Consider the following 6,102-nt stretch of genomic DNA (forward strand, 5'->3'; position numbering starts at 1 on the left):
AACCCGCGCATTCTGTCGGCCGTGGCGGTGGTGCGCGCGGAACATCCGGATCTGCTGCGCCGGTCCTGCTATCACGAAGAAATCGCGCAAGGGCTGGGCATTGTGAACGACAGCCCCTTTGCGCGGCCATCTATCTTTAACGATGACGACGAATTCGCGCTTCTCACCAGCCATGACGAAGCCCTACTGAACATGCTATACGATCCCCGGTTGCGCATCGGAATGAGTGCATCCGAGGCCCGCCCCATTATTCAAATCCTCGCCCGCGAACGGACGGGCGAAGACGCCGAGACCTAAGAGGAGACATCATGGGTATTTTTGATTTTCTGACCGGTGAATTCATCGATGTGATCCATTGGGTCGATGATACACGCGACACAATGGTCTGGCGTTTTGAACGCGAAGGGCACGAAATCAAATATGGTGCCAAACTGACCGTGCGCGAAGGTCAGGCCGCGGTGTTTGTGCATGAGGGCCAGCTGGCGGATGTGTTTACGCCCGGTCTCTATATGCTTGAAACCAACAACATGCCGATCATGACCACGTTGCAGCATTGGGATCACGGGTTCAAAAGCCCGTTCAAATCCGAGATCTATTTCGTCAACACGACGCGGTTCAATGATCTGAAATGGGGTACCAAAAACCCGATCATGGCGCGCGATCCTGAATTTGGCCCCGTGCGTCTGCGCTCTTATGGCACCTACTCTATTCGCGTCGCAGATCCGGCACGGTTCCTGACCGAGATCGTTGGCACGGATGGTGAGTTCACCATGGATGAAATCAGCTTTCAGATCCGCAATATCATCGTGCAAGAGTTCTCAAAAGTCATCGCAGGCTCGGGTATTCCGGTGCTGGATATGGCCGCCAATACCGGTGAGTTCGGCAAAATCGTAGCCGAAGCCATTGATCCGGTCGTGCAGCAATATGGCCTGTCCATTCCGGAACTCTATATTGAAAACATCAGCTTACCTCCTGCGGTCGAAGCGGCGCTGGACGAGCGCACGTCCCGTGGCATCGCGGGCAACCTGAACGATCACATGAAATGTAAAGCCGCCGAGGCGCTTGGACAAGGCGGTATGGCCGGCGGCGCGATGGAAGCTGGTATGGGCGCTGCGTTGGGTCTGCAAATGGGCGCAATGGCCACCGGTGCAACACAGGGCGGACCATGGGGCGCGGCGGGTCAGGCCACGGCGCCTGCTGCGGCATCACCGGCCCCGCCGCCTCCGCCGGTTGAGCATGTCTGGCACATTGCAGAAAACGGAAAGACCACTGGTCCATTTTCCAAGGCGCGTCTGGGTCGCATGGCCGAGGAAGGCGGGCTGACGCGTGAAACCTTTGTCTGGACCGCCGGTCAGGACGGCTGGAAACGCGCCGAAGACGTGGCTGAACTTGCACAGCTCTTTACCATTCTGCCACCACCCCCGCCGCCCGGCGCCTAGAGAACGGGTCGCACAGAATGCAAGACGCGCCCCCGCCTCCGCCCAATGCCGAACTCACCACAGAGCCCGCGACCCCAGACAGTCAGCACCGCTTTCCCTGTGACAACTGCGGGGCGGATTTCCGGTTTGATCCCGCGGCCTCGAAACTGATCTGCGATCACTGCGGCAATGAGGACGACATCGATCAGGTTGGCCCTTGGAAAGGGTCGATCAAAGAGCTGGATTTCAAACGCGCGATTGAAAACCAACTGCCTGCGCAAGACATCGAAGAAACCCGCGTGTCGACCTGCCCCAATTGCGCGGCACAGGTCGAATTTGATGCGGTCACACATTCCACCGAATGTCCCTTCTGCGCGACGCCGGTTGTCACCGACACCGGAGTGCATCGGCACATCAAACCACGCGGTGTGCTGCCGTTTCATCTGAACGAGCGGGCAGCCCATAAAGCGATGGAAGAGTGGCTTGGTAAGCTGTGGTTCGCGCCAAACGGGCTTCAGGCCTATGCCCGCAAAGGGCGCAAGATGGACGGCATCTATGTGCCGTTCTGGACCTTTGATGCGGATACGAAATCCAGCTATCGCGGCGAGCGTGGCACGGAATATCGGGTGACAAAGACGGTGATGCGCGATGGCAAGCCCACGCAGGTCAGCCAGACCCGCGTGCGTTGGCGCAATGTGTCAGGCCGCGTGGCGCGGTTCTTTGATGACGTGCTTGTCCTGGCCTCACGCAGCTTACCCAAGAAATACACGGACGCATTGGCCCCCTGGGACTTGTCGGGCCTGGAGCCATACCGCCCTGAATTCCTTGCAGGGTTTCGCGCCGAGGCCTATGCGGTTGAACTGGACGAAGGCTTTGTCGAAGCGCGCCAGCATATGGACCGCGTGATCCTGCGCGATGTCAAATTTGACATCGGTGGCGACCGTCAGCGGGTGCATGATGTTGATACAACGATCTCGGATGTGACGTTCAAACACATCCTGCTGCCGGTGTGGATGGCCGCCTATAAATACCGTGGAAACACCTATCGCTTTGTGGTGAACGGCCGCACAGGCCGGGTTCAGGGCGAGCGGCCTTGGTCTGCCTGGAAGATAGGTTTTGCCGTGGTTCTGGGTTTGATCGCAGCCGGCATCATCGGCTATTTTGTCGCCCAAAACCAATAGGATATCAGAATGCGCGCATTGATTCAGAGGGTCTCTGAGGCCTCGGTTCGTGTGGATGGACAGATCATCGGAGAGATCGGATCAGGGCTGTTGGTGTTGGTCTGTGCAATGGACGGGGACAGCAAGGCCGAGGCCACCAAACTGGCTCAAAAGATCAGCAAACTGCGGATCTTTCAGGATGACGCGGGCAAGATGAACAAGGCCGTGTCAGACATGCAGGGCGCTGCCTTGGTTGTCAGCCAGTTCACGCTGGCCGCAGACACCAAAAGCGGCAATCGCCCGGGGTTTTCAACAGCCAGCAGCCCCGAAGACGGCAACGCGCTGTACGAATATTTTGCCGAGCAACTGGCAGCGACCGGGGTGCCGGTGTCTAAAGGACAGTTCGGCGCGGACATGAAGGTTGCGCTTGTAAACGATGGCCCCGTCACAATCTGGATAGATACCGACCAGTGGCGCTGATGGTGCGCCGCGCCCTTTGGAACGAGACCCCTGCCCATTGCGTTTTTATCTAGACCGACAGGGTTGCCGCGACAGCTTTGTTCCACGCGGCGTATTTCGCATCTCGCGCCTCGAGCGCCATAGTGGGTTCGAACTGACGGTCACGCGCCCAAGACCCCGCGAAGTCTTGCATGTTTGGATAGACCCCTGCCCGCATGCCCGCCAGCCAAGCCGCTCCAGTCGCGGTGCTTTCCAGAACTTTCGGGCGATCTACCGGAGCGCCGATGATGTCGGACAAGAACTGCATCGTCCAATCCGACGCCGTCATGCCTCCATCGACACGCAGAACGCCAGATTGCGCCCGCTCGCCCATATCACCCTTCATGGCCTCCATAAGATCGCGCGTTTGGTACCCGACGCTTTCCAATGCAGCGCGTGCGAATTCTGCGGGGCCTGATCCGCGCGTCAGTCCAAACACCGCGCCCCGGCAATCCGGTGCCCAATATGGCGCGCCAAGACCCACGAAGGCCGGTACAAGGATCAGATCCTGCGCCGGATCTGATTGTTCGGCCAAGGCCTGCGTCTCTGAGGCATTTTCGATGATGCCCAGACCGTCGCGCAGCCACTGAACCACGGCTCCGGCGATGAAGATCGCGCCTTCCAGCGCATAGGTTGGCTTGCCGTCCAGCTGATAGGCAATCGTTGTCAGCAAGCGGTTATGGGATTTGACCGCCATGCCGCCGGTGTTCATCAGCGCAAAACATCCGGTGCCGTAGGTTGATTTCATCATACCCGGCTCAAAACACGCCTGCCCGATGGTGGCGGCCTGCTGGTCGCCTGCGACCCCCAGGATCGGGACTTCAGCGCCCAAAACACCCGCATCAGTCACCCCGAAGTCTGCCGCGCAATCCAGCACCTCGGGCAACATTTCCATCGGAATATCAAGCAGATCGCAGATACGGCTGCTCCACTTTCCTTTGTGAATGTCATAGAGCATGGTGCGAGCCGCATTCGTCGCGTCCGTCACATGACGCGCGCCGCCCGTGAGGTTCCAGATCACCCAGCTGTCGACAGTGCCAAAGGCCAGCTCTCCGGCCTTGGCGCGGGCCCGCAGCGTTGGATCCTGATCCAGAATCCATTTGATCTTGGTCGACGAAAAATACGGATCCAACAGCAATCCCGTTACATCCGTAACCAGCGCCTCGTGGCCTTTGGCTTTTAAGTCGCGGCAAATATCGGCGGTGCGTCGGTCTTGCCAGACAATCGCATTGTGCACAGGCGTACCCGTCGCGCGGTCCCAGACCACAGTGGTTTCGCGCTGGTAGGTGATGCCAATCGCAGTGACCTCGCTTGCGGACAGGCCCGCCTCCTTCAGCACGTCTTGGCAGGTTGAAAGCGTCGTATCCCATAAATCGCCGGGCACATGCTCAACCCAACCAGAGGCGGGAAAATGCTGCGTGAATTCCTGTTGGGCGACCGCGGTTATCTGCATATCCGCATCAAAAATCATTGCGCGCGTGGAGGTCGTGCCTTGGTCGATAGCGAGGATATGGGTCATGGGTTTCACCTATTGGAACAAAAAACATACGCAGAAACAAACGTTCCGATCTAAATTCGTTAGCGCGAACACTTTAAAATGAAAAGGGCGAAGACCCTCTGGTCCTCGCCCATTCAAGCTTTTCTCGCAACGGCCTTATGCGGCCCATTCCCACGGGCGCGTAAAGGCTCCGAGGATGCGAGTCATATCATCCTCGGTTGCGTCGTTGCGCATGACCTGCGCAACCAAACCGCGTTTCTTGTCGTCAACCACTGCCACAACCCGCGCCGGAGAGCCTGCGGCCTCAAGCGCTTCGTTATAAATGCGTTCGATCGCCATTTTCCGCAGATCGGGTTTGAACACCTTGCCGACGGCGGTTTTTGGAACCTCTGGCAGGATCTCGACGTATTTCGGCATCGCGGCGCGTTCCATCACGGTCTTCTCGCAATGGGCCATCAACTCTTCGACGGTTGCACTCGCGCCTTCGACCAGCTCGACATAAACGCAGGGAATTTCGCCCGCATAGGAATCCGGTTGGCCAATCGCACCGGTCACAGCAACGGCCGGATGCTGGACAAGCGCCTCTTCGATTTCGGCAGGATCGATGTTGTGACCGCCCCGAATAATCAGATCCTTGGCGCGGCCGGTGATCCAGACATAACCATCTTCGTCGATCCGGCCCAGATCGCCTGTGCGCAGGTGATCGCCGTGGTATAGTTCTGCGTTCTTTTCAGCTTCGGTATAGGTATTGCCGACATAGACGCCGGGGCATGACACACAGATCTCACCGATCTCGTTGGTCGCGCATTCAACCGGATTGCCCTCGCCGTCCACGTTAATGATCTTGACGTCAACATAAGGCAGCGGCACGCCGACCGAGCCGACTTTTTTCTCGCCACCCGGAGGGTTACAAGACACCAGCGTCGTGGCCTCGGTCAGGCCATAGCCCTCGACGATGGCCACGTCAGACACCGATTCAAAGCGCTTGAACAGCTCCATCGGCATCGGGGCCGAGCCCGAAAACGCGGTCTTAACGGACGAGATATCCGCATCCACATCGCGCTGCATCAGGGCGGCAACGGCGGTGGGCACGGTGATGATGAAGGAAATCTTCCAGCGTTCGATGAGCTTCCAGAAATTATCAAAAACCCCGTCGCCGCGATAGCCAGCAGGCGTCGGGAACACCACATGCGAGCCCGCCTGAATGGCCGCCATCATAATCACATGCACGGCGAAAACGTGGAACAAAGGCAACGGACACATGATGTTGTCTTCTTCGGTGAACAACAGATGATTGCCGATCCAACCGTTATAGATCATGCCGCTGTATTGGTGCTGTGCCACCTTTGGCGTGCCGGTTGTGCCGCCGGTGTGGAAATAAGCCCCAACGCGGTTGCCTGTGCTGTCGGCAAAATCCAGCGTCTTGTTCTGTTTGTTCATCTCGGTGACGAAATCCAGAACCTTGGCTTTATGCGTGACCGGGTTCTTTGGCCGGATCAAAGGTACAATCCAGCTTTTAGGCGGCGTC

General features: G+C 58.1%; 6 protein-coding genes. 4 read left to right on the forward strand and 2 right to left on the reverse strand.

Translation table 11 applies throughout. The features are described from left to right. The 4 genes from ACEQWH_RS08550 to dtd form a co-directional block, all read left to right on the forward strand. The coding region (locus ACEQWH_RS08550; RefSeq protein ID WP_370229767.1) for a DUF2927 domain-containing protein at window positions 1–297 on the forward strand (297 nt) is incomplete at its 5' end. An 11-nt stretch (window positions 298–308) separates the two neighbouring features. Then, a complete protein-coding gene (locus tag ACEQWH_RS08555; protein WP_370229770.1) occupies window positions 309–1,439 on the forward strand; it encodes an SPFH domain-containing protein in 1,131 nt (376 codons plus the stop codon). 17 nt (window positions 1,440–1,456) lie between these two features. After that, complete coding sequence (locus tag ACEQWH_RS08560) at window positions 1,457–2,599, forward strand: primosomal protein N' (replication factor Y) - superfamily II helicase (RefSeq protein ID WP_370229772.1); 1,143 nt, start codon at window positions 1,457–1,459, stop codon at window positions 2,597–2,599. Window positions 2,600–2,608: 9 nt separating this feature from the next. Beyond that, window positions 2,609–3,058 carry a D-aminoacyl-tRNA deacylase gene (gene dtd / locus ACEQWH_RS08565; protein WP_370229774.1) on the forward strand — a complete coding sequence of 150 codons (450 nt, stop codon included), beginning with the start codon at window positions 2,609–2,611 and terminating at the stop codon, window positions 3,056–3,058. 49 nt (window positions 3,059–3,107) lie between these two features. Here the strand turns inward: dtd and glpK are convergent, their stop codons facing one another. Further along, window positions 3,108–4,595, reverse strand: coding sequence for a glycerol kinase GlpK (gene glpK, locus ACEQWH_RS08570; protein ID WP_370229776.1), 1,488 nt, complete (start codon window positions 4,593–4,595; stop codon window positions 3,108–3,110). 135 nt (window positions 4,596–4,730) lie between these two features. Next, window positions 4,731–6,102, reverse strand: a 1,372-nt coding sequence (locus ACEQWH_RS08575) for an acyl-CoA synthetase (RefSeq protein ID WP_370229777.1), incomplete at its 5' end; no start/stop codon positions are given.

The sequence above is a fragment of the Cognatishimia sp. genome (assembly GCF_964229375.1).
In the GTDB taxonomy this organism is placed as follows: domain Bacteria; phylum Pseudomonadota; class Alphaproteobacteria; order Rhodobacterales; family Rhodobacteraceae; genus Cognatishimia.